The organism is Pseudomonas sp. B21-032 (genome assembly GCF_024748965.1).
Taxonomy (GTDB): Bacteria; Pseudomonadota; Gammaproteobacteria; order Pseudomonadales; family Pseudomonadaceae; genus Aquipseudomonas.
Genome location: NZ_CP087180.1, coordinates 1,816,070 through 1,836,278 on the forward strand (window position 1 = coordinate 1,816,070; position 20,209 = coordinate 1,836,278).

The following is a 20,209-nucleotide window of genomic DNA, read 5'->3' on the forward strand; positions in this document are numbered from 1 at the left end:
CGCGGGGCAAGCCCGCTCCCACAGAACCTTAGCCTGTGGGAGCGAGCTTGCCCCGCGATGCTGTCAATACTCGCTCAGCGAGAACTCGGTCAGGCAGAAGGTCGGCACACCCACGTCGTTCAGGCGCTGGGAGCCGCCCAGCTCTGGCAGGTCGATGATCGCCGCTGCCTCGAACACCTGCGCACCCATGCGCCGTACCAGCTTGGTGGCGGCCAGCAGGGTGCCACCGGTGGCGATCAGGTCATCAAAAATCAGTACCGAGTCGCCTTCGCAGAGGCTGTCGGCGTGCACTTCGAGGAAGGCTTCGCCGTACTCGGTCTGGTAGCCCTCGGCGAGCACGTCGGCCGGCAGCTTGCCTTGCTTGCGAAACAGGATCAGGGGTTTGTTCAACTGGTGGGCGATGATCGAGCCGATCAGAAAGCCGCGCGCATCCATCGCGCCGATATGGCTGAACTCGGTTTCAACATAGCGTTCGATAAAGGCATCGGCGACATGGCGCAGGCCCCGCGGCGACTGGAACAGCGGGGTGATGTCGCGAAAGATCACGCCCGGCTTGGGGAAGTCCGGTACTGGGCGGATCAGGGCTTTGAGGTCGAAAGTGGCGCTGGGCATGGGGCGGGTATCCTGAGAAACGAATGCCCGCCAGTATACCTGTTATCCGCAGGGTCAGCTTTCCAGCGAGCCACCGGCCAGTGCGCACAGCTGAATCGGGTCAAGGATATGGATTTCCTTGCCTTCAGCCTGGATCAGGCCGTTCTGCTGAAAACGCGTGAACACCCGTGAGACGGTCTCGACCGCCAGGCCCAGGTAGTTGCCGATTTCGTTGCGTGACATGCTCAGGCGGAACTGGTTGGCCGAGTAACCACGGGCACGGAAGCGTGCCGAGAGGTTGACCAGGAAGGTGGCGATGCGCTCGTCAGCGGTCTTTTTCGACAGCAGCAGCATCATTTGCTGGTCATCGCGGATTTCCCGGCTCATCACCCGCATCAGCTGGCGACGCAGCTGTGGCAGTTGCACCGACAGCTCATCCAGGCGCTCGAAGGGAATCTCGCACACCGAGGTGGTTTCCTGGGCCTGGGCCGACACCGGGTAGGCCTCGGTGTCCATGCCGGACAGGCCGACCAATTCGCTGGGCAGGTGGAAGCCGGTGATCTGCTCTTCGCCGCTGTCGCTCAGGCTGAAGGTTTTCAGGGCGCCGGAGCGCACCGCATAGACCGAGCCAAAATTGTCGCCCTGGCGGAACAGAAACTCGCCTTTTTTCAGCGGACGCCCGCGTTTGACGATTTCATCCAGTGCATCCATGTCTTCCAAGTTCAATGACAAGGGCAGGCACAGAGGCGCCAGGCTGCAATCCTTGCAATGGGCCTGGTTATGGGGGCGCAGTTTAACTGGCTCGGACATTTCTTCAATCCTTGTGGGAAAGCACACATAAGCCGTAAGGGTAACCCAGGCTAGGGTGTTTCGGCCAGCTTGGACGATTGTGCCGAGGCCAGACGGGACAAGACTGCGACAAAAAACCTCAGATAACCCGGGAGAAACGTTGGCGGTTGTGCAGGTCCAGGTAGGCATCGAAGACCATGCACACCGAGCGCACCAGCAGTCGTCCGGCGGGCAGCACCTTGATGCTGTCGTTGCCTAGTTCGATCAGGCCATCCTTGTGCATGGCCTGCAGGGCGGGCCACTGGTCGTTGAAATAGCCGCGAAAGTCAATGGTGAAATCCCGCTCGATGGTTGCGAAGTCCAGTTCGAAATGGCAGATCAATTGCTGGATCACCGCCCGGCGCAGGCGGTCATCCTCGCTGCAGATCAAGCCGCGGCTGGTCGCCAGTTGAGCGGTGGACAAGGTGTCCTGGTAGGTGTTGAGGTCGCTGCTGTTCTGGCAATAGAGGTCGCCGATCTGGCTGATGGCCGAGACCCCCAGGCCAATCAGGTCGCAATGCCCGTGGGTGGTGTAGCCCTGGAAGTTGCGCTGCAGGGTCGACTCTTCCTGGGCAATCGCCAGCTCGTCATCGGGCAGGGCGAAGTGGTCCATGCCGATGTACACGTAGCCAGCGGCGGTCAGTTGCTCGATGGTGTTGTGGAGCATTTCCAGTTTTGCCGCCGGGGCCGGCAACTCGTTGCTGTCGATGCGCCGCTGGGGCATGAAGCGTTCCGGCAGGTGCGCATAGTTGAACACCGAGAGGCGATCGGGCTGCAGCTTGATCACTTCCTCGACGGTGCGGGCAAAACCTTCCGGGGTCTGCTTGGGCAGGCCGTAGATCAGGTCGAGGTTGATCGAGCGAAATTGCAGGGTGCGCGCCGCTTCGATGATTGCCCGGGTCTGCTCCAGGCTCTGCAGGCGGTTGATCGCCCGCTGCACAACCGGGTCGAGGTCCTGCACGCCGAGGCTGACGCGGTTGAAGCCGAGCTCACGGAGCAGGCCCATGGTCGACCAGTCGGCCTCGCGCGGGTCGATTTCAATGCCGTAGTCGCCGGAGTCGTCATCCAGCAGGTTGAAATGCTGGCGCAAGTGGGCCATCAGCTGGCGCAGCTCGACGTGGCTGAGGAAGGTCGGGGTGCCGCCGCCAAAGTGCAACTGCTCGACGGTCTGCTTGGGGTCCAGGTGGCAGGCGATCAGCTGGATTTCCTGCTCCAGGCGCTGCAGGTAGGGCGCGGCGCGGCCACGGTCCTTGGTGATGACCTTGTTGCAGGCGCAGTAGTAGCAGATGTTGGCGCAGAACGGCACGTGCACATAGATCGACAGTGGGCGAACGGCACGACGGCTGTCACGCAGGGCGTGCAGCAGGTCGAAGGAGCCGACTTCGCTGTGCAGTTGCACCGCGGTCGGGTAGGAGGTGTAGCGTGGGCCGGCCAGGTCGTAGCGGCGAATCAGGTCGGAGTCCCAACGAAGAACGTCGAGCATGCGGGCAGTCCCCAGAAAGAGCAGCGGTGTCCGGAGTCTAGGGAGTGCCGGGCAAACCCGTGTTGATTTGTATCAACGCCGCTTCAGTGGCCCATCAGCCAGTGCTGGTGTGGCCCTGGCAGGGTCCACAGGCCGAACAGCATCACCAGCACGCCGCCGGCGATACGCACGCCCCGCTGGCGCAGCAGGGCGCTGGTGCGTTCGGCGGCAAGGCCGGTGGCCAGCAGTACCGGCCAGGTGCCCAGGCCGAAGGCCAGCATCAACAGCGCGCTGTCGGCGGCATTGCCCTGGCTCGCGGCCCAGAGCAGGGTGCTGTACACCAGCCCGCACGGCAGCCAGCCCCACAGGGCGCCCAGCAGCAGGGCGCGCGGCAGGCTGGAGACCGGCAGCAGGCGGTTGGCCAGCGGCTGTATATGCCGCCACAGGCCCCGGCCCAGGCCCTCGATACGGGTCAGGCCGCTCCACCAGCCGGCCAGGTACAGGCCCATGCTGATCAGCAGCAGCGCCGCCAGTACGCGCATGGCGGTCGCCACCGGGCTGTTGGCCACCGCCCAGCCGGCCAGGCCGAGCAGCAGGCCGGCCAGGGCATAACTGAGGATGCGCCCCAGGTTGTAGGCCAGCAACAGGCGAAAGCGGCGGCTGCGTTGCTCCTTGGGAATGGCCAGGGTCAGCGCGCCCATGAGGCCGCCGCACATGCCCAGGCAATGGCCACCACCGAGCAGGCCGAGAATCAACGCCGAGCTGAGCAGGGGCAGAAGTTCAGTCACGGGGCGGGGTACCGTCGTCGGGTTTCTTGCCGTCGGCCTCGTCCATGGCCGCCTGGTGCTGCGGGTCCTGGTCGTCGAAGAGGATGCTGTGGGCCGGGCCGTCGAGGTCGTCGTACTGGCCGCTGTCCACCGCCCAGAAGAAGATGTAGATGGCGATGGCGACGATCAGCAGGGCCGCCGGGATCATGATGTAAAGCGCGGGCATGGGGGCTCCTGGTCAGGCCGTCGCGGGATGCGTGGCAGTGGCTGGCGCATGGCTGGCCGGCAGGCCGCTGACGCGGGTCAGGCGCAGGGCATTGAGGACCACGATCAGCGAACTGACCGACATGCCGACCGCCGCCCAGATTGGCGTGATCCAGCCCAGTGCGGCAAACGGCAGCATGACGCCATTATACGCCGAGGCCCACAGCAGGTTCTCGATAATGATCCGCCGGGTGCGCCGGGCCAGGCTGAAGGCCTGGACCAGGGCGTCCAGGCGGTTGGACAGCAGCACCGCGTCGGCGCTGGTCTTGGCCAGGTCGGTGGCCGAGCCCATGGCGATGCTGATGTCGGCCGCCGCCAGGATTGGCACATCGTTGACCCCGTCGCCGAGCATCAACACCTTGCGCCCTTGCTGCTGCAGGGCCTTGAGTTGCTCCAGCTTGTCGTCCGGGCGCAGGCTGCCAATGGCCTGGTCGATCTGCAGTTCGGCGGCCACGCTGTGGACCATCGGCGAGCTGTCGCCAGACAGCAGCAGGGTCTGCCAGCCACGGGCGCGGCAGGCTGCCAGCAGGTCGGCGGCATCGCTGCGCAGGCGGTCGTCGAGGACGAACCAGGCCAGCGGGCCTTGCTGGTCACCGAGCAACAGCCATTGCCCGGCTTCGTCTGGCATCGCCGGTGTGGGGGCGCCGCTGAGGGCGCAGACAAAGCCGGCTTCGCCGATGCGCAGCACGTGCTCGCCTACCTTGCCTTCAAGACCCAGCCCGGGCATTGCCTGAACTTCGTCGGCAGCCTGGCTGGCGCGACCAAAGGCGCGGGCGATGGGGTGCTCGGAGCGGTTTTCGAGGGCGGCGGCGAGCATCAGGCAACGATCGGCGTCGGTGTCGCGCAAGGGGCGGATTGCGCGCAAGGTCAGGCGGCCTTCGGTGAGGGTGCCGGTCTTGTCGAAGATTACCGTGTCGATCTGGTTCAGGCCTTCCAGCACGTGGCCGCGGGTCAGCAGCAGGCCGAGCTTGTGCAGGGTGCCGGTGGCGGCGGTCAGCGCGGTCGGGGTGGCCAGCGACAGGGCGCAGGGGCAGGTAGCGACCAGCATGGCCAGGACGATCCAGAACGCCCGCGACGGGTCGATCTGCAACCACAGCAGGCCGATGGCGGCCGAGGCGATCAGGGTAAACAACAAGAACCACTGCGAGGCGCGGTCGGCGATTTCCGCCAGGCGCGGTTTTTCCGACTGTGCCCGCTCCAGCAGGCGCACGATTGCCGACAGGCGAGTGTCCTGGCCCAGAGCCTGGACCTCGACGGTCAGCGCGCTCTCGACGTTGAGGGTGCCGGCGGTGACTGCGTCGCCAGCGCTGCGTGGTTGCGGCAGGTACTCGCCGGTAAGCAGCGACTCGTCGATGCTCGACTGGCCACTGACGATGCGCCCGTCGGCGGGGATCACGTGGCCTGGCTGGATCAACACGCAGTCTTTCAGACGCAGCTCGCTGAGCAGGATCCGCTCGCTCTGCCCGGCCGCGCCCAGGCGCAGGCACGAGGCCGGCAGCAGGTTGACCAGTTGCGCGGTGGCGGCGGCAGTGCGCTCGCGGGCGCGGCGCTCAAGGTAGCGTCCGGCGAGCAGGAACAGGGCGAACATGCCCACGGCGTCGAAGTACAGCTCGCCGCTGCCGGTGATTGCGGTCCAGATCCCGGCACCGTAGGCCAGGCCGATGGCCAGTGATACCGAGACGTCCATGGTCAGGTGGCGGGTACGCAGGTCACGGGCGGCGCCGCGAAAGAACGGTGCGCAGCTGTAGAACACGATCGGCGTGGTAAGGAACATCGCCACCCAGCGCAGGATGGTGTGCAGCTCCGGGCTCAGGTCGATGTTGAACTCCGGCCAGGTGGCCATGGTTGCCATCATCGCCTGGAACCACAGCAGCCCGGCCACGCCCAGTTGGCGCAGGGCGGTGCGGTTCTCGCTGGCCAGTTGTTCGGCGGCGCGGTCGGCCTGGTAGGGGTGGGCGGCGTAGCCGATGTGGCGCAGTTCGGCGAGCAGCTTGGACAGCGGCAACGCACTGTCGGCCCAGCTCACCTGCAGGCGGTGGTTGGACAGGTTCAAACGCGCCTCGGCCACCGCCGGCAGGTTGCGCAGGTGCTTTTCGATCAGCCAGCCGCAAGCGGCGCAACTGATGCCTTCGATCAGCAGGGTGGTTTCGGCCAGCTCGCCGCTGTGGCGCACGAAGGGCTTTTGCACATCGGCGCGGTCGTACAGGGCCAGTTCGTCGACCAGTTGCTGGGGCAGGGCATCGGGGTTGGCGCTGGCTTCACTGCGGTGCTGGTAATAGCTTTCCAGGTTGCCGGCGACGATGGCTTCGGCCACCGCCTGGCAGCCCGGACAGCAAAACGCCCGCGGCTGGCCAAGCACCACGGCGGTGAAGTGGCTGCCGGCGGGCACGGGCAGGGCGCAGTGGTAGCAGGGCGTGGGGCTGGTCATGGTGTCAGTCGCAAGGTGTGGTGTTGGGCTGATCGCGGGTCAAGCCCGCTCCCACAGGGATTCATTGCACCTGTGGGAGCGGGCTTGACCCGCGATCAGCAACGACTCATTTCTCGAGGTGTTCAGCCCCTTGCAGCGCCTCGTCACCGAGTACCAGGGTCTTGTCGTGAGCGACTTCTTCTTCCTCGAACAGGCGCCAGACATGCGCGTCCTGGCTGCCCAGCAGCTCGACGAAACGCCGGCCCTCGACCTTGTCGCCAAGCTGGCCGAGGTAGCGGCCGGCTTCGCTGTCGCTGCGGGTCAGCATGATCTTGCGGTCCTTCTCCGGCTGGGTCGGCGAAATGAGGTTCAGCTCCAGGGTTTGCGGCTGGCTGTTGCCGGTCAGGCGCAGGTCGACTTCACCGGTCAGCGCGTCCAGGTGCACGCTGGCCTTGAGGTTGAGGGTCTGGGCCAGCAGCTCGCGGTCCAGCGAGCGGTTGATGCCTTTGCCGGCCTCGTAGTAGTTGTCGTTGACCAGGTTGTCCGGGTTGTTCACCGCGATGGTCACCATGGTCAGGCTGAGGGTCACCGAGGTGGCCAATACACCGATGATGATCCACGGCCAGAGGTGCTTGTACCAGGGGCTTGCGGCAGTTGCAGAAGGCATGGGCTCAGTCTCTTATCGAATTTGCGGGCCGATGAAGCGGCTCTTGGCTTCAACCTGGGTGGCGCTGTCGTCAGCGTCCTTGAGGGTGAAGATGACTTCGTTGGTGGTCGACGGCAGTTGCTCCGGCGCCATCGACAGTTGTACCGGCAGGCTGACGATATCGCCGGCCGCGACGCGGATTTCCCGTGCGCCCTCAAGCTTGAGGTCAGGCAGGCCGCCGGCTTCGAGCACGTAGACGTGGTCGCGCTGGTCCTTGTTCATGACCTTCAGGCTGTAGACGTTCTCGATCCGCCCCTGGGCGTTCTCGCGGTACAGCACGCGGTCCTTGCTGACGTCGAAACCGACCAGCGGACGCATGACGAACGCGGTAGTGAGCAGGCCGATCATGGTCAACAGCACCACGGCATAACCGATCAGGCGCGGGCGCACCATGTGGGTCTTCTGCCCCGACAGGTTGTGCTCGGTGGTGTAGCTGATCAGGCCTTTGGGGTAGTTCATCTTGTCCATGATGGTGTCGCAGGCGTCGATGCAGGCGGCGCAGCCGATGCACTCGATCTGCAGGCCGTCACGGATGTCGATGCCGGTCGGGCACACCTGTACACACATGGTGCAGTCGATGCAGTCGCCCAGGCCCTTGGCCTTGTAGTCCAGGTCTTTTTTACGCGGGCCACGGGTTTCGCCGCGGCGCGGGTCGTAGGAAACGATCAGGGTGTCTTTGTCGAACATCACGCTCTGGAAGCGTGCATACGGGCACATGTACACGCACACTTGCTCGCGCAGCCAGCCGGCGTTGCCGTAGGTGGCCAGGGTGAAGAAGCCGACCCAGAAATAGGCCCAGCCGTCGGCCTGGCCGGTAAAGAACTCAATCACCAGCTCGCGGATCGGCGAGAAGTAGCCGACGAAAGTCATGCCGGTGACAAAGCCGATGCTCAGCCACAGGCTGTGCTTGGCCAGCTTGCGCAGGAATTTGTTGCCGCTCATTGGCGCCTTGTCGAGCTTCATGCGCTGGTTGCGGTCACCTTCGGTGACTTTCTCGCACCACATGAAGATCCAGGTCCACACGCTTTGCGGGCAGGTGTAGCCGCACCAGACGCGGCCGGCGTAAACGGTGATGAAGAACAGGCCGAAGGCGGCGACGATCAGCAGGCCCGAGAGCAGGATGAAATCCTGGGGCCAGATGGTGGTGCCGAAAATGTAGAACTTGCGCTCCGGCAGGTTCCACCAGACGGCCTGGTGGCCACCCCAGTTCAGCCATACCGTACCAAAGTACAGCAGGAACAGGACGGCGCCGCCGACCATGCGCAAATTGCGGAACACGCCGGTGAAGGCGCGGGTGTAGATTTTTTCTCGGGAGGCGTAGAGATCGACGCTGCTGGTGTCTTTACTGGCAGGCGGGGTGACGTCATGTACCGGAATCTGCTTGCTCATCATTGAGTCCCACGGCAGTGGAGAAGTGCCGCGGCCAGTACCTGCCGGCCGCAGTCGAAAGCTTGCTGCTCTAGGGCGCATGATACGCCTGTCCTGCCGCCAGGGGGGAGGGGTGCGACCTTTGGCCGCGTTGGGGAATCGCGGTTAATAGTGTATTGGCCCGTGTCAATTGACACAGGTCATGGGTCGGGGCAGGGTCTATAAAAAAGCCCCGGCAGTTTCACTGACGGGGCTTTTGCCAGCTGGGCGAATTACTGCGCTTCAGCGGTTTTCTCAGGCTGGTGCGACAGGCTGTAGACATAGGCGGCCAGCAGGTGGACCTTGTCGTTGCCCTGGATTGCTTCCTGGGCAGGCATCTGGCCCTGGCGGCCGTAACGGATGGTCTGCTGCAGTTGGGCGAAGCTCGAACCGTAGATGAACGCGGTCGGGTGGGTCAGGTTGGGCGCGCCCATGGCCGGGGTGCCCTTGCCTTCAGGGCCGTGGCAGGCCACGCAGTTGGCGGCAAACAACTTCTGGCCGTTGGCCGGATCCGCTTTGGCATCCTTGGGCAGGGTGCGGCCATCGAGGTTGGTCAGCACGTAGGCAGCAACGTCGGCAACACCTTGTTCGCCGATGACTTCTGCCCAGGCCGGCATCACCCCGTGACGACCGCCCATGATGGTGGCCTTGATGGTTTCCGGTTCGCCGCCCCAACGCCAGTCGTTGTCGGTGAGGTTAGGGAAGCCGTAGGAGCCCTTGGCGTCGGAGCCATGGCACACCGCGCAGTTGGAGGCGAACAGGCGCCCGCCCATCTTCAGCGCTTGTGGGTCCTTGGCCACTTCTTCAATAGGCATCGACGCGAATTTGGCGAAGATCGGCCCGAACTTGGCGTCCGAGCGGGCCATTTCCTTTTCCCACTCGTGCACGCCGGTCCAGCCGGCCTGGCCGTTGGCAAACTCGGTTTTCTTGTCGTTGTCCAGGTACTGGTAGCCCGGCAGGATGCCTTTCCAGTTACCCAGGCCCGGGTACAGCACCAGGTAGCCAAGGGCGAAAACGATGGTGCCGACGAACAGCATGAACCACCATTTTGGCAGCGGGTTGTCGTACTCCTCGATGCCGTCGTAGGCGTGGCCCACGGTTTCTTCAGTGGTTTCGCTGCGCTGGCCCTTGCGGGTGGACAGCAGCAGCCAGGTCAGGGCGAAGATGGTGCCCAGACTCAAAACGGTGACGTACAGACTCCAGAAGGTAGTCATTCGTTGTTACTCCTAGACGCTTTCGCTTGCGCTTGCTCGACGTGCTTGCTGGCTTCGGGATCATCCGCGAAGGGCAGCATGGTCGCTTCGTCGAACTCGGACTTGCGCCGAGAACTGAACACCCACAACGCCAGGCCGATAAAGGCCACCATCACCACGACGGTGCCCAGGCCACGAATCATCCCGATATCCATCAATGTCACCGTTTGCTTTTGATGATGGTGCCCAGGCCTTGCAGGTAGGCAACCAGGGCGTCCATTTCAGTCTTGCCCTTGACCGCGTCGCGGGCACCGGCGATGTCTTCATCGGTGTACGGCGTGCCGAGGGTGCGCAGGACTTCCATCTTCTTCACCGTGTCCTTGCCATCGAGCTTGTTCTCCACCAACCATGGGTAGGCCGGCATCTTCGACTCGGGCACGACGTTGCGCGGGTTGTACAGGTGAGCACGGTGCCAGTCGTCGGAGTAACGACCGCCGACGCGGGCCAGGTCCGGGCCGGTACGCTTGGAACCCCAGAGGAACGGGTGGTCCCAGACGCTTTCACCGGCGACCGAGTAGTGGCCATAGCGTTCGGTTTCGGCACGGAACGGCCGGATCATCTGCGAGTGGCACTGCACGCAGCCTTCGCGGATATAGATGTCGCGGCCTTCGAGCTCAAGCGCGGTACGCGGCTTCATACCCTCGACCGGCTTGTTGGTGACGTCCTGGAAGAACAGCGGGACGATCTGGGTCAGGCCGCCGATGCTCACGGCGATGACCATGAAGAAGGCCAGCAGGCCGATATTCTTCTCGACTACTTCATGCTTCATCAGTGAGCTCCAACTACAGCGATCTGAGCGGCGGCTTCAGCTTCGGCCGGCTTCGAGGCGCGCACGGTTCGGAAAACGTTGTACGCCATCAGCAGCATGCCGGAGGCGAAGAACGCACCGCCCAGGGCGCGGACGATAAAGCCCGGGTGGCTGGCCTGCAGGGCTTCGACGAAGGAGTAGGTGAGGGTGCCGTCGTCGTTGATTGCACGCCACATCAGGCCCTGGGTGATGCCGTTGACCCACATCGAGGAGATGTACAGCACGGTACCGATGGTCGCCAGCCAGAAGTGCGCGTTGATCAGGCCGGTGCTGTGCATCTGCTCGCGGCCGTAGACCTTCGGAATCATGTGGTACAGGGCGCCGATCGAAATCATCGCTACCCAGCCGAGGGCGCCGGCGTGTACGTGGCCGACGGTCCAGTCGGTGTAGTGCGACAGCGAGTTGACGGTCTTGATCGCCATCATCGGGCCTTCGAAGGTCGACATGCCGTAGAACGCCAGCGAAACCACGAGGAAGCGCAGGATCGGGTCGGTACGCAGCTTATGCCAGGCGCCCGAGAGGGTCATCATGCCGTTGATCATGCCGCCCCAGCTTGGCGCCAGGAGGATGATCGACATGGCCATGCCCAGCGACTGCGCCCAGTCCGGCAGGGCGGTGTAGTGCAGGTGGTGGGGGCCTGCCCAGATGTACAGGGTGATCAGCGCCCAGAAGTGCACGATCGACAGGCGATAGGAGTAGATCGGGCGCTCGGCCTGTTTCGGCACGAAGTAGTACATCATGCCGAGAAAGCCCGTGGTCAGGAAGAAACCTACGGCGTTGTGGCCGTACCACCACTGGATCATCGCATCGGTAGCACCCGAGTACGCCGAGTAGGACTTGAACAGGCTGACCGGCAACGAGGCGTGGTTGACGATGTGCAGCATCGCGGTAACCACGATGAAGGCGCCGTAGAACCAGTTACCGACATAGATGTGCTTGGTCTTGCGCTTGACGATGGTGCCGAAGAACACCACGCCGTAGGTGACCCAGACAATGGCCAGCAAAATGGCGATCGGCCATTCCAGCTCGGCGTATTCCTTGGTCGTGGTGTAGCCCAGCGGCAAGGTTATGAGCGCACCGACGATGACCGCTTGCCAACCCCAGAAGGTGAAGGCCGCGAGGCTGTCGGAAATCAGTCGCGTCTGGCAGGTTCGCTGCACGACATAGTAGGAAGTGGCAAACAGTGCACAACCACCGAAGGCGAAGATCACCAGGTTGGTGTGCAATGGGCGAAGGCGTCCGAAGCTCGTCCACGGCAGGTCCAGGTTCAGCTGGGGCCAGACCAGTTGCGAGGCGATGAAGACACCAAGCCCCATGCCAAGGATCCCCCAGACCACCGTCATGATGGCGAACTGGCGGACGACCTTATAGTTATAAGCAGTCGGACTGATTGCTGTGCTCATTCTAAGGTTCCACGGTTTGGGTGTTTTTATAGGGTAAAAATCGGCGCAAGTATGTATAAACCGTGTGGTTATTGCAACGCGATGGCGCCCGCGCCGATCCTTGCCAAAGCCTGTTCCACGGCGGTTTCGAGCCTTTGTGGCGGGCAAATTGTACACAATTAAATATCTAATATGTGTACCAAAATTTGGTTTTTCGTCTATGGCAAAGGCTTTCGATGAGCGCGTGCGCAGTACCGTTCATCACTCGCCGATCGGCGCTTGAGTCGGCCCCATCAGCCTTTGCGCAGAACCGCTGGCGAAAAATGCCCCAAAAAGGTGCAAACACACCGGCTGTTTCAGTCGCTGTGGCAACAAGCTTAGTTGTGATCGAGGGGGGTGCAAGGCGGGGGCAGGGCGGGGTGCGACACTTGGTCGCAAGGGGCGAAGGGAACCGCCGCATCGGGTGCCGATGCGGCGGTTTGAGTCAAGGCTCAGTTACTCAATCGTTTTACTTGGCAGACAGGCTTTCGCCTTGTGCAGGTTGCTCCTGGGACAGGCTGTAGACATAGGCGGCCAGCAAGTGGACCTTGTCGTTGCCCTGGATCGCTTCCTGGGCAGGCATCTGACCCTGGCGGCCGTAGCGGATGGTCTGCTGCAGTTGGGCGAAGCTTGAGCCGTAGATGAACGCGGTCGGGTGGGTCAGGTCCGGTGCGCCCATGGCCGGAGTGCCTTTGCCTTCAGGGCCGTGGCAGGCCACGCAGTTGGCGGCAAACAGCTTCTCGCCGTTGGCCGGATCCGCCTTGGCTTCCTGCGGCAGGCTGCGGCCATCGAGGTTGTTCAGCACGAAGGCGGCAACGTCGGCAACGCCTTGCTCGCCAATCACGTCGGCCCAGGCCGGCATTACCCCGTGACGGCCGCCCATGATGGAGGCCTTGATGGTTTCCGGCTCGCCACCCCAGCGCCAGTCCTTGTCGGTGAGGTTAGGGAAGCCGTAGGCACCCTTGGCGTCGGAACCGTGGCAAACGGCGCAGTTGGAGGCGAACAGACGGCCGCCCATTTTCAGCGCCTGCGGATCCTTGGCCACTTCTTCCACCGGCATGGCGGCGAACTTGGCGAAGATCGGTCCGAACTTGGCGTCGGCCTTGTTCATTTCCTTTTGCCATTCGTTGGTCTGCGTCCAGCCGTCCTCATAGCCCGGCAGGATGCCTTTCCAGTTGCCCAGGCCCGGATAGAGGATCAGGTAGCCGACCGAAAACACCAGGGTGGCGACGAACAGCCAGAACCACCACTTGGGCAGCGGGTTGTCGTACTCCTCGATGCCGTCGAAGCTGTGGCCCATGGTCTGGTCGGTGGTGCCTTTGGTTTCGCCCTTGCGGGTGCCCAGCAGCAGCCAGGTCAGGCCGATCAGGCTACCGATGGTCAGTACGCAGATGTACGTACTCCAGAAGGTGGTCATTGCCCGTTACTCCTCGGTTCGGGTTCGTTGGCGGCAGGTGCCAGGCGGTCGTCGGCAAACGGCAGCAGGCTGGCTTCGGCGAATTCACGGTCACGCCGGCCGTTGAACACCCACAGCGACAGGCCAATGAAGGCGATGGCCACCAGCAGGGTGCCCAGGCCGCGCAATTGGCCGATATCCAGTGTGAAGTCCATGGCCCTTACCTCTTGTTCTTGATCGCGGTGCCGAGCACCTGCAGGTAGGCAACCAGCGCGTCCATTTCGGTCTTGCCCTTGAGCGATTCCACCGCGCCACTGATGTCGGCATCGGTGTACGGCACGCCGAGGGTGCGCATGGTGCTCAACTTGGTCTCGGTGTGGCTGCTGTCGACCGGGTTGGCGACCAGCCATGGGTAGGCCGGCATCTTCGACTCGGGCACGACGTTGCGCGGGTTGTACAGGTGAGCACGGTGCCAGTCGTCGGAGTAGCGGCCACCGACGCGGGCCAGGTCCGGGCCGGTGCGCTTGGAACCCCAGAGGAACGGGTGGTCCCAGACGCTTTCACCGGCGACCGAGTAGTGGCCGTAGCGTTCGGTTTCGGCGCGGAACGGACGGATCATCTGCGAGTGGCACTGCACGCAGCCTTCACGGATGTAGATGTCGCGGCCTTCCAGTTGCAGCGCGGTGTAGGGCTTCATGCCTTCCACCGGCTTGTTGGTGACGTCCTGGAAGAACAGCGGAACGATCTGGGTCAGGCCGCCGATGCTGACGGCAAACACCATCAACAGCACCAGCAGGAAGACGTTCTTCTCGATTACTTCGTGTTTCATCAGGGTCTCCTCAGGCCAGCTGCGCAGCGGCAGGGGCGGTCGCGGCCACCGGGGCACGTACGGTGCGCCAGGTGTTGTAGGCCATCAGCAACATTCCGGTGAGGAAGATCGCCCCGCCGACGAAGCGCACGATGAAGCCTGGGTGGCTGGCCACCAGGGTTTCGACGAAGGAGTAGGTCAGCGTGCCGTCTTCGTTGACTGCGCGCCACATCAGGCCCTGGGCGATGCCGTTGACCCACATCGAGGCGATGTAGAGCACGGTGCCGATGGTCGCCAGCCAGAAGTGCGCGTTGATCAGGCCGAGGCTGTACATCTGCTCGCGGCCAAACACTTTCGGGATCATGTGGTACAGGGCGCCGATCGAGATCATCGCAACCCAGCCAAGGGCGCCGGCGTGTACGTGGCCGATGGTCCAGTCGGTGTAGTGCGACAGGGCGTTGACGGTCTTGATCGCCATCATCGGGCCTTCGAAGGTCGACATGCCGTAGAACGCCAGCGATACCACGAGGAAACGCAGGATCGGGTCGCTGCGCAGCTTATGCCAGGCACCCGAGAGGGTCATCATGCCGTTGATCATGCCGCCCCAGCTTGGCGCCAGGAGGATCAGCGACATGATCATGCCCAGCGACTGCGCCCAGTCGGGCAGGGCGGTGTAGTGCAAATGATGCGGACCTGCCCAGATGTACAGGGTGATCAGCGCCCAGAAGTGCACGATCGACAGGCGATAGGAATACACCGGACGCTCGGCCTGTTTCGGCACGAAGTAATACATCATGCCCAGGAAGCCTGCGGTCAGGAAGAAGCCTACGGCGTTGTGGCCGTACCACCACTGGACCATGGCGTCGGTGGCGCCACCGTACAGCGAGTAGGACTTGGTCAGGCTGACCGGAATTTCCAGGTTGTTGACGATGTGCAGAATCGCCACAGTGATGATGAACGCACCGAAGAACCAGTTACCCACATAAATGTGCTTGGTGGTGCGCTTCATCAGGGTGCCGAAGAACACCACGGCGTAGGCCACCCAGACAATGGTGATCAGGATGTCGATCGGCCATTCCAGTTCGGCGTACTCCTTGGAGCTGGTATAACCCAGCGGCAGGCTGATGGCAGCCAGCAGGATCACCAATTGCCAGGCCCAGAAGGTGAAAGCCGCCAGGCGTGGCGAGAACAGGGTGGTCTGGCAGGTACGCTGGACCGAATAGTAGGAAGCGGCGAACAGTGCGCAACCACCGAAGGCGAAGATCACCGCGTTGGTGTGCAAGGGTCGCAGGCGGCCGAAGCTGGTCCAGGGGAGGTCGAAGTTGAGCGAAGGCCAGACGAGTTGCGCGGCGAGAAAAACGCCGAGCCCCATCCCGACGATTCCCCACACCACCGTCATAATGGCGAATTGGCGGACCACCTTGTAGTTGTAGGCGGTACTGCTGGTTGTGTTCATGTATGGGTTCCCATCCACGGTTATAGGCAGACTAAACAGCGAGGCAAGCATGAGTAATGGGCAACTGGCCGGTATTGACGGGGATCAATGGGCGCGGCTGGTCAAAAGCCGCGGCTGGCTGTGGAATGCCCCGCAAAATCAGGGGGATGGCCAGCATTCGGGGTGCCTGATCCTGGCCCATGGCGCGGGTGCGCCGATGGACAGCGGGTTCATGGAGGAAATCGCGCAAAGGCTGGCGGAGCAAGGCCTGGGGGTGCTGCGCTTCGAGTTCCCCTACATGGCCCAGCGACGCATCGATGGTGGCAAAAGGCCGCCAAATCCCCAGGCCAAACTGCTCGAATGCTGGCGTGAGGTGTACAGCCAGGTGCGACCATTGGTCACTGGGACGCTGGCGATCGGTGGCAAGTCCATGGGCGGGCGCATGGCCAGTCTCGTGGCCGATGAGTTGGGCGCTGATGCGCTGGTGTGCCTGGGCTATCCGTTCTATGCCGCGGGCAAGCCGGAAAAACCACGGGTGGCGCATTTGGCCGGATTGCAGACACCGACCCTGATTGTTCAGGGCGAGCGCGATGCCCTGGGCAACCGGCAGACGGTGGAAGGTTATGCGCTGTCTTCAGCGATCGAGCTGTGCTGGCTGCAGGCGGGGGATCATGACCTGAAGCCGCTGAAGGCTTCGGGGTTCAGCCATGCCGATCATCTGGCGACGGCGGCGCAGAGGATCACAGGTTTTTTGCACTGATGGTAGGAGCGGGCTTGCCCGCGATTACGGCGGTGTGGCCACTCGCTGATCGCGGGGCAAGCCCGCTCCTACAGCGGCTTAACCGCGATACTCGCACAGGTAAGCCGTATCGACCGCCACCTTGAGCTGGAACTTGCTGTTGGCCGGGACATTGAACTGGCTGCCGGCGCTGAAAGTTTCCCAGTTGTCGCTGTCTGGCAGTTTGACCGTCAACGCGCCCGAGACCACGTGCATGATTTCGCGCTGGGCAGTGCCGAACTCGTATTCACCCGGGGCCATTACGCCAACCGTGGCCGGACCTTCAGCGGTGCCGAAGGCGATCGACTTGACCGTGCCATCAAAGTACTCGTTGACTTTAAACATGGGCGACTCCTGAACAGGGGCTAAAAAGGCAGGCCAGTATGCCCAAGGCCCGCAGCGTCGTCATCCGCTTTCAGGTGCCATTGGCCGGCAGGGTCAGGGGCAGCAGGCGGGCAGTGTTGCGCGCGTCTTCCAGGGCGCGGTGCTGCTGTCCGCTGAACTGCAGGCCGGCCAGTTGCAACGCGCCATTGAGGCCCAGCGGGCGCTGCAACTGGCGGGCCTTGGCGAAGCGTTGCTTGAGGTTGATGTGCGGCAGGGTCTGCAGCAGGCTGGCGAGCTGGTACTGCTGCCACTCCTGCAGCAGTTGCTTGCGGTCGTAGTCGCCCCAGCTGACCCAGCCTTGCAGGTGCTTGGCATGATGGCCGAGCCAGCGCTCGAACTGCGCCCAGACCTCGGTGAAGGTGGCCGCAGAGTCGACGTTGGCCTGGCTGATGTGCGTCAGTTCACGGCAGAACGGCGTCAGTTGCGGACGCCGGCGCGGGCGCACGAAACGCTGGAAATGCCCGACTTCACGGCCCTGGCGATCCACCAGGGTCGCGCCGATTTCGATGATTTCCATATCCGTGACCGGCCAGCCGCCATCGTCTGTGGTTGCTTCAAGGTCGATCACCAGCCAATGGCCCATAGTAGGCTCCCATACAAGACTCGATAGAGCGTAGCCAAACTCGGGCGCGGCGGGTATCCCCTGGCGTTTTGCCTGCTGCGCTTGGCATAACCGACAGTTGTGCAACGCCCGGAAAACGCCTAGCTTAGGCGGATTCCGGTTCAAATCCGCAAAGAGTGTGTTGCTTTGAGTTCGACGCCCATGCCACAGGCCGTGCCCTTGCTGTTCATGCTTGCCGCGACCTGGCTGTCGCCCTCAGCCTGGGCAGCAGAGGAAATCGAGGTGAAGGTCGGCGCAGCGCATTTTCCACCCTATACCGTACGGCCCGAGCAGGGCGCCGATACCGGCCTGTTGCCGCAATTGATCGAGGCGCTCAACAACACCCAGCAACGTTATCGCTTCGTCCTTGTGCCGACCTCGATCCCGCGTCGTTTTGGCGACTTCCAGCAGGGGCGCACCGACATGGCGATCTTCGAGAACCCCGAATGGGGCTGGCAGCAGATCCCCCATGAAAGTGTCGACATGGGCCTGGAAGACGCCGAAGTCTTCGTCACCCACCGCCAGTCCGGCCGCGACCAGCACTACTTCAACGACCTCAAGGGCAAGCGCCTGGCGTTGTACAGCGGCTATCACTACGCCTTCGCCAGTTTCAATCCCGACCCCAAGTACCTGGCCGACACCTACAACGCGACCCTGACCTATTCCCATGACAGCAACCTGCTGATGGTTCAGCGTGGCCGCGCCGATATCGCCCTGGTGACCCGTTCTTACCTGAGCGATTTTCTCGTCCGTAACCCGCAAAGCGCCGACCAGCTATTGGCCTCCGACCGGGTCGACCAGGTCTACCATCACTACGCACTGCTGCGTCCGGGTGCGCCGATCAGCGCGCCGGCGTTTGCCAGGTTGTTGCAGTCGCTGCGCGACAACGGCGCGATGCTGAAAATCTTCCAGCCCTATCGCATCAGCGTCAGCACGCCCAAGGGCGACTAAATTTGCCTGCACAGGCTACGTTCACAAGGGTGAGCCGATCATTCCTTCCGTGAGCCTCGATCATGCCATTCGATTCCGCTTCGCCGACTTTGTCCTTGCCGCGCTGGCGCAGCCTCAGCGCCGATGAAGGTGATTGCCACCTGAGCCTGGTACTTGAAGGCAGCCCGTTGGTGCGGGTGCGCCTGCAGCGGGGCGAGACCTTGCAGGTGCAGCTTGAAGACTACGCGCGCGACCGCGCGCAGCAAGCCCTGTGGGCTGTCTGTTACTGGTTGTTTGCACGCGACCCTGGTTGTCAGCGCCTGACCTGGCAGCTGCATGAAGCGCCGCAGGACGCCCTGAACAGCGGCTTGCTGGTCAGCACACCGAGCCCGGGCCAGTACCTGTGCGAACGCAGCCTGTTCTGGCAATTGCCACAACCCTGGCTCGGCCAGCCCTTCGCAGGCGTGTACCCGCAGCAGATGCAGCTCAGTAACGGCAAGCGCCATCCCCGCCGCGCACCAAAACCGCGTGGCGAGGTGTATCGGCGCTTCGATGCCCGGCTCGGCGCCTGGATCTCGTTACGTACCCTGGAAATCGATCAGGACCTGGAGCGTTTCAACCGCTGGCAGAACAACCCGCGGGTGCTCAACTTCTGGCAGGAGGGCGGCAGCCTCGAACAGCACCGCGACTACCTGAGCAAGCTCGAAGCCGATCCGCACAGCCTGACCCTGATCGGTAGCTTCGACGACCAGCCGTTCGCCTACTTCGAAGCCTACTGGGCCAAGGAAGACCGCATCGCGCCATTCTATGCGGTGGACGACTACGATCGCGGCATCCACATGCTGGTGGGGGAGGAGCAGCATCGTGGCCCGCACAAGGTCGCCAGCTGGTTGTCAGCGCTGGTCCACTACCTGTTCCTGGACGATCCGCGCACCCAGCGAGTAGTGGCCGAGCCACGTGCCGACAACGGCAAGATGATCGGCTACATGCACGAGCAGTGTTTTCATTGCGAGAAGGAGTTCGACTTTCCGCACAAGCGTGCGGCATTGATGATTCTGGGGCGGGAGCGGTTCTTCGAAGGTTGCAGGTTGCTTTGACCCTCAAGCGCGGCAAGCGGCATCACCACCCACTTGCCGCTTGAAGCTTGCAGCTTGTCGCTCTCAAGCCCTCTGGCTTGAGACCTTGCGACAATGCACCAGGGCATCGCGAATCATGAAGTTGACCAGGGTCGGCGAGACGCCCAGTTCCTTGGCGATGTCTTTTTGTGGCACACCGTGCAGGCGGTACATTTCGAAGGCGTAGCGGGTGCGCTGGGGCAGGTCGTTGAGCGCCTCGGCAATGTGTTCCAGGGTGGCGAAGTTGATATGCGTGGTTTCTGGCGAAGCCCCCTGGATAACGACGTTCAGGCCTTCCTCTTCGCTGCCGGAGTATTTGAGCTCCATGGCCTGCTTGCGGTAGTGGTCGATGGCCAGGTTGCGCACGATCTGGAACAGGTAGCTGAGCTGGGCCTTGAACGAGGAGGTGATCTGCGGCGCTGCGCTGAGCCGGAAGAAGGCATCCTGGACCACGTCTTCGGCCCGGGAGCGACAGCCGGTAATGCGCGCGGCAATCTTCACGAGGATGCTGCGGTTGTCGACAAACGCCTGGAGTAACGGTGAATCGCACTTACTTGTGGATAGTTGTTCCGCCATGGAAATCACCTTATCTCTAAGAGGGAAGTGGAGCGCTCCAGTTTCGGAGGCTTCCTACGACGTGCGACAAACTATTCGTAATGATAATTATTGTCAAATGCGAAAGTTAATAAGTCTCTATGCTTTTTGGTTCTAAGCTTTTACTTTGTGACCGGCTTCAAACTCCAGATTTTTTCACCCGGCCCGACCGGCTGCGCACGTCTTAATTATTTCCTCCGGCCATCCGTTCCTCTCTGTACATCCTCGGCTCCGGCAAGGCGCAACGCGGTGCC

General features: G+C 62.8%; 22 protein-coding genes. 3 read left to right on the forward strand and 19 right to left on the reverse strand.

The annotated features are described in order from the left end of the window. Positions 1-63 precede the first annotated feature (63 nt). The 16 genes from LOY54_RS08400 to ccoN (LOY54_RS08475) form a co-directional block, all read right to left on the reverse strand. On the reverse strand, positions 64-612 hold the full coding sequence (locus LOY54_RS08400) for an adenine phosphoribosyltransferase (RefSeq protein ID WP_258610142.1): 549 nt from the start codon (positions 610-612) through the stop codon (positions 64-66). Between the two features lie 54 nt (positions 613-666). Then, positions 667-1,401: a Crp/Fnr family transcriptional regulator FnrA gene (gene fnrA, locus LOY54_RS08405; RefSeq protein WP_010226003.1), complete on the reverse strand. Its 735-nt coding sequence runs from the start codon at positions 1,399-1,401 to the stop codon at positions 667-669. Positions 1,402-1,519: 118 nt separating this feature from the next. After that, positions 1,520-2,902, reverse strand: coding sequence for an oxygen-independent coproporphyrinogen III oxidase (gene hemN / locus LOY54_RS08410; protein ID WP_093385431.1), 1,383 nt, complete (start codon positions 2,900-2,902; stop codon positions 1,520-1,522). Between the two features lie 83 nt (positions 2,903-2,985). Then, on the reverse strand, positions 2,986-3,669 hold the full coding sequence (locus tag LOY54_RS08415) for a sulfite exporter TauE/SafE family protein (protein WP_093385427.1): 684 nt from the start codon (positions 3,667-3,669) through the stop codon (positions 2,986-2,988). Further along, positions 3,662-3,874: a cbb3-type cytochrome oxidase assembly protein CcoS gene (gene ccoS / locus LOY54_RS08420; protein WP_010225999.1), complete on the reverse strand. Its 213-nt coding sequence runs from the start codon at positions 3,872-3,874 to the stop codon at positions 3,662-3,664. Before ccoS ends, LOY54_RS08415 begins: the two co-directional genes overlap by 8 nt. A 12-nt stretch (positions 3,875-3,886) precedes the next feature. Next, positions 3,887-6,340: a heavy metal translocating P-type ATPase gene (locus tag LOY54_RS08425; RefSeq protein ID WP_258610143.1), complete on the reverse strand. Its 2,454-nt coding sequence runs from the start codon at positions 6,338-6,340 to the stop codon at positions 3,887-3,889. 106 nt (positions 6,341-6,446) lie between these two features. Further along, entirely contained in the window at positions 6,447-6,986 is a 540-nt protein-coding gene (locus LOY54_RS08430) for a FixH family protein (protein WP_045200468.1), read from the reverse strand. 12 nt (positions 6,987-6,998) lie between these two features. Then, positions 6,999-8,414: a cytochrome c oxidase accessory protein CcoG gene (gene ccoG / locus LOY54_RS08435; RefSeq protein WP_045200470.1), complete on the reverse strand. Its 1,416-nt coding sequence runs from the start codon at positions 8,412-8,414 to the stop codon at positions 6,999-7,001. 251 nt (positions 8,415-8,665) lie between these two features. After that, positions 8,666-9,646, reverse strand: a complete 981-nt coding sequence (gene ccoP, locus LOY54_RS08440; protein ID WP_045200473.1) for a cytochrome-c oxidase, cbb3-type subunit III — start codon at positions 9,644-9,646, stop codon at positions 8,666-8,668. Beyond that, entirely contained in the window at positions 9,643-9,840 is a 198-nt protein-coding gene (locus LOY54_RS08445) for a CcoQ/FixQ family Cbb3-type cytochrome c oxidase assembly chaperone (protein WP_010225992.1), read from the reverse strand. Before LOY54_RS08445 ends, ccoP (LOY54_RS08440) begins: the two co-directional genes overlap by 4 nt. Positions 9,841-9,845: 5 nt before the next feature. Beyond that, positions 9,846-10,454 (reverse strand): cytochrome-c oxidase, cbb3-type subunit II, encoded by a 609-nt coding sequence (gene ccoO, locus LOY54_RS08450; protein ID WP_036994387.1) that lies wholly within the window; start codon positions 10,452-10,454, stop codon positions 9,846-9,848. Next, complete coding sequence (ccoN, locus tag LOY54_RS08455; protein WP_038993873.1) at positions 10,454-11,896, reverse strand: cytochrome-c oxidase, cbb3-type subunit I; 1,443 nt, start codon at positions 11,894-11,896, stop codon at positions 10,454-10,456. Before ccoN (LOY54_RS08455) ends, ccoO (LOY54_RS08450) begins: the two co-directional genes overlap by 1 nt. Before the next feature lie 487 nt (positions 11,897-12,383). Continuing rightward, the gene (gene ccoP, locus LOY54_RS08460) at positions 12,384-13,331 is read right to left on the reverse strand and encodes a cytochrome-c oxidase, cbb3-type subunit III (RefSeq protein WP_258610144.1); all 948 of its coding nucleotides are present in this window, start codon (positions 13,329-13,331) and stop codon (positions 12,384-12,386) included. Continuing rightward, positions 13,328-13,525 (reverse strand): CcoQ/FixQ family Cbb3-type cytochrome c oxidase assembly chaperone, encoded by a 198-nt coding sequence (locus LOY54_RS08465; RefSeq protein WP_010225988.1) that lies wholly within the window; start codon positions 13,523-13,525, stop codon positions 13,328-13,330. Before LOY54_RS08465 ends, ccoP (LOY54_RS08460) begins: the two co-directional genes overlap by 4 nt. A gap of 5 nt (positions 13,526-13,530) precedes the next feature. Further along, positions 13,531-14,139, reverse strand: a complete 609-nt coding sequence (gene ccoO, locus LOY54_RS08470; protein ID WP_038996265.1) for a cytochrome-c oxidase, cbb3-type subunit II — start codon at positions 14,137-14,139, stop codon at positions 13,531-13,533. Positions 14,140-14,149: 10 nt separating this feature from the next. After that, complete coding sequence (ccoN, locus tag LOY54_RS08475) at positions 14,150-15,574, reverse strand: cytochrome-c oxidase, cbb3-type subunit I (protein ID WP_038996264.1); 1,425 nt, start codon at positions 15,572-15,574, stop codon at positions 14,150-14,152. A 49-nt stretch (positions 15,575-15,623) separates the two neighbouring features. On the opposite strand from ccoN (LOY54_RS08475), the gene LOY54_RS08480 reads away from it, so the two are divergent. Next, positions 15,624-16,313, forward strand: a complete 690-nt coding sequence (locus LOY54_RS08480) for an alpha/beta family hydrolase (RefSeq protein ID WP_093385412.1) — start codon at positions 15,624-15,626, stop codon at positions 16,311-16,313. A gap of 78 nt (positions 16,314-16,391) precedes the next feature. On the opposite strand, the gene LOY54_RS08485 is transcribed toward LOY54_RS08480, so the two are convergent. After that, positions 16,392-16,676 carry a pyrimidine/purine nucleoside phosphorylase gene (locus LOY54_RS08485; RefSeq protein ID WP_010225980.1) on the reverse strand — a complete coding sequence of 95 codons (285 nt, stop codon included), beginning with the start codon at positions 16,674-16,676 and terminating at the stop codon, positions 16,392-16,394. A 70-nt stretch (positions 16,677-16,746) separates the two neighbouring features. Next, positions 16,747-17,298: an exonuclease domain-containing protein gene (locus LOY54_RS08490; RefSeq protein ID WP_258610145.1), complete on the reverse strand. Its 552-nt coding sequence runs from the start codon at positions 17,296-17,298 to the stop codon at positions 16,747-16,749. A gap of 207 nt (positions 17,299-17,505) precedes the next feature. Here LOY54_RS08490 and LOY54_RS08495 point away from each other — a divergent pair, with 207 nt between their 5' ends. Both LOY54_RS08495 and LOY54_RS08500 read left to right on the forward strand, forming a co-directional pair. Beyond that, positions 17,506-18,267 (forward strand): ABC transporter substrate-binding protein, encoded by a 762-nt coding sequence (locus LOY54_RS08495; protein ID WP_045200574.1) that lies wholly within the window; start codon positions 17,506-17,508, stop codon positions 18,265-18,267. A 62-nt stretch (positions 18,268-18,329) separates the two neighbouring features. Further along, positions 18,330-19,343: a GNAT family N-acetyltransferase gene (locus LOY54_RS08500; RefSeq protein ID WP_258610146.1), complete on the forward strand. Its 1,014-nt coding sequence runs from the start codon at positions 18,330-18,332 to the stop codon at positions 19,341-19,343. A 63-nt stretch (positions 19,344-19,406) separates the two neighbouring features. Here LOY54_RS08500 and LOY54_RS08505 read toward each other — a convergent pair whose 3' ends face one another. Next, on the reverse strand, positions 19,407-19,937 hold the full coding sequence (locus LOY54_RS08505; protein ID WP_258610147.1) for an RNA polymerase factor sigma-70: 531 nt from the start codon (positions 19,935-19,937) through the stop codon (positions 19,407-19,409). Positions 19,938-20,209: the final 272 nt, after the last annotated feature.